The sequence below is a fragment of the Ferroplasma sp. Type II genome (assembly GCF_000496155.1).
Genome location: NZ_KI542848.1, coordinates 1 through 2,216 on the forward strand (window position 1 = coordinate 1; position 2,216 = coordinate 2,216).

Annotated in this window: 3 protein-coding genes and 1 tRNA gene; 3 read left to right on the top strand and 1 reads right to left on the bottom strand. The window is 39.5% G+C overall.

Translation table 11 applies throughout. The annotated features are described in order from the left end of the window. A partial coding sequence (locus tag AMDU4_RS13830; RefSeq protein WP_021788544.1) for a diacylglycerol/polyprenol kinase family protein occupies positions 1 to 677 on the top strand: 677 nt, incomplete at its 5' end. Between the two features lie 60 nt (positions 678 to 737). Next, positions 738 to 810 (top strand) — tRNA-Gly (locus AMDU4_RS13835). 250 nt (positions 811 to 1,060) lie between these two features. On the opposite strand, the gene AMDU4_RS13840 is transcribed toward AMDU4_RS13835, so the two are convergent. Further along, on the bottom strand, positions 1,061 to 1,201 hold the full coding sequence (locus tag AMDU4_RS13840; protein WP_021788545.1) for a hypothetical protein: 141 nt from the start codon (positions 1,199 to 1,201) through the stop codon (positions 1,061 to 1,063). A 255-nt stretch (positions 1,202 to 1,456) separates the two neighbouring features. On the opposite strand from AMDU4_RS13840, the gene AMDU4_RS13845 reads away from it, so the two are divergent. Beyond that, positions 1,457 to 2,216: alpha/beta fold hydrolase (locus tag AMDU4_RS13845; RefSeq protein WP_021788546.1), on the top strand; the 760-nt coding region annotated here is incomplete at its 3' end.

The window sequence follows — 2,216 nt, forward strand, 5'->3', positions numbered from 1 at the left end:
CGGTAAGATTTATTTTTGCAGCCATATCAATATCTATACTCCTTTCAATGTTCCTTGACAAAAATATGAGAAAGTATGACATAACCAACAATGAAAAAAAGGGCAAGGACATAAAAAGGGAAACTTACAGAGATTATTTCCAGATTTCTACTGGAGTTATAACAATTGCAATATTTGCCTTTGAGGGAATTAAAGGTAGGATTCTTATCCTTCTGGCTGTCCTCATAATATATCTTGCCGGGAATATACTTTACCTCAATAATAAGAACAGAATTGCCGATATTGTTTATATGATGGAAAGGGAGGACACAAAACTGGGACTTGGTTCTATGTATCTCGCCGCAGGCTTTCTACTGGTGCTGTCATTTACCAGGTCGCTTCCCGTCATATATATTTCAGCATTTATGATAATGATAGGGGATTCGCTGGCAACCATAATAGGGATGAAAATAAGGAGCAGAAAACTCATATACAATAAAAGAAAGTCCATAGCAGGGTTTATGGCAATGCTTTTGCCGTCTTTTTTATTTGGATTATTTTTCTTTGTTTATTTCTATTCGGCAATTTATGCACTTGGAGGGACATTTGCCGAGTCCATATCCAATAAAATTGCAGATGACAATATCACTATACCAATTTCTATAGTCGTACTCCATCTAATAATCGCAATGGCATAGAAATAAAGGATTAATGTGCCATGTCAAAATATATATACCCTGTTGTATTTGTGAGTTTAAGCGAGTGTGGTGTAGCCTGGCAACACGCGAGCTTGCCAAGCTCGTGCCCCGGGTCCAAATCCCGGCACTCGCATTGTGATGATGGTTTAATGTGAATAATGATAAATCGCATTGAAATTATTTTCATTTATATACTGTCGATCCAGTTTTTGTAATATAAAAATAACATTATATAATAAAATGATTACAATTTATTAAGAATATTATTAACGATTTTCCATTCTTTTAGCCAGGCTAACCTCTCTTATACGAATGCCAGTTTTAAGTCCTATATTTTTCTTGATTACATTAGATAAAAATTTAATAATTGACATTTTTTGACATTATAACTTACTCATCCCATAATTTATACCGGTTACATCTTTTAATGACATTTTCACCCTCTTTTGCTCTTTTTTTAAACCGTTAAAATTATTAAAAAATAATTGAACAGGATAAAAAAGAGATATTATTTTTTTATCCATGTTTCAGCTATGAGATAACATACCATGACAGGTCGACCATGAAGACGGAAAGAATAATAGACATAATCTAGAGGAAGAGGAAATTTGTGGTTGCTCATTGTCATTCGAGAAACGCAATAAGGGCATTCAAGAGAAGCAGGATCAAAAACATTATCCCAGTTTAATTTTCAGAGGATCCCTCACTCTGTATCTAGGAATCCCTCCCGCTGTTACGCAATCGACAACGTTTATATTCAGTGTTTGATGGAGATTAGAATGACTTTCAAAGTGTTGCAGCTGGTAGAAACGTCCATTTTCTATGAAGAACAGGGAAGCGGATTGCCTGTAGTGCTTATTCATGCGGGCTATCTGGACAGCCGGATGTGGGATAATCAGGTAAAAGCATTCTCAAAAAAATACAGGGTAATCAGGTATGATGTCAGAGGATTCGGGAGATCTTCCAGATCTAAGGCCAAGTATTCCGATGCGGCTGATCTCCTTGCTCTCTTGGACCACCTCAAGATCCGCAAGGCAGTGCTGGTTGGTGTTTCTAATGGCGGAAGGATATCCTTCGATTTTGCCGTCGAACATCCGGATCGAGTTGCTGCTATGATCCCAGTCGATTTCGGGATAAAGGGATACAGGAGTTCTGGCCCTGAAGAGAACAAACTGTGGAAAAAGGTCAGCGAACAGGAGCCTGAATACCTGCGCCTACGGAAGGAGGGGAAGTTCAGGGAAGCGGCAGCCATTGATGTGGACCTCTGGACTTCTGCACTTTCCGGAAAAGCTAGAGAGCAAATACTTGACATTGCTCAGGAAAATGTTCACACTGATGATGACGATCCGGACAGTTTCCAGATTTCACCTGAACCTCCGGCATTCCAGCGCCTCGGCGTCCTCAAGATGCCCATACTCATGATTATGGGTCATCGTGACGTCCCGGGCATGATTGCGCTTAACAGGAGGGTGCATTCACTTATCCCAGAATCTGAACTGGTCATTATCGAAGGAGCCGATCACATTCCGAGCCTCTCGA

What these genes read in the sequence shown, in the direction of transcription:
- AMDU4_RS13840 (WP_021788545.1), bottom strand. Translation starts at nt 1,201, where the DNA reads ATGGATAAAAAAATAATATCTCTTTTTTATCCTGTTCAATTATTTTTT.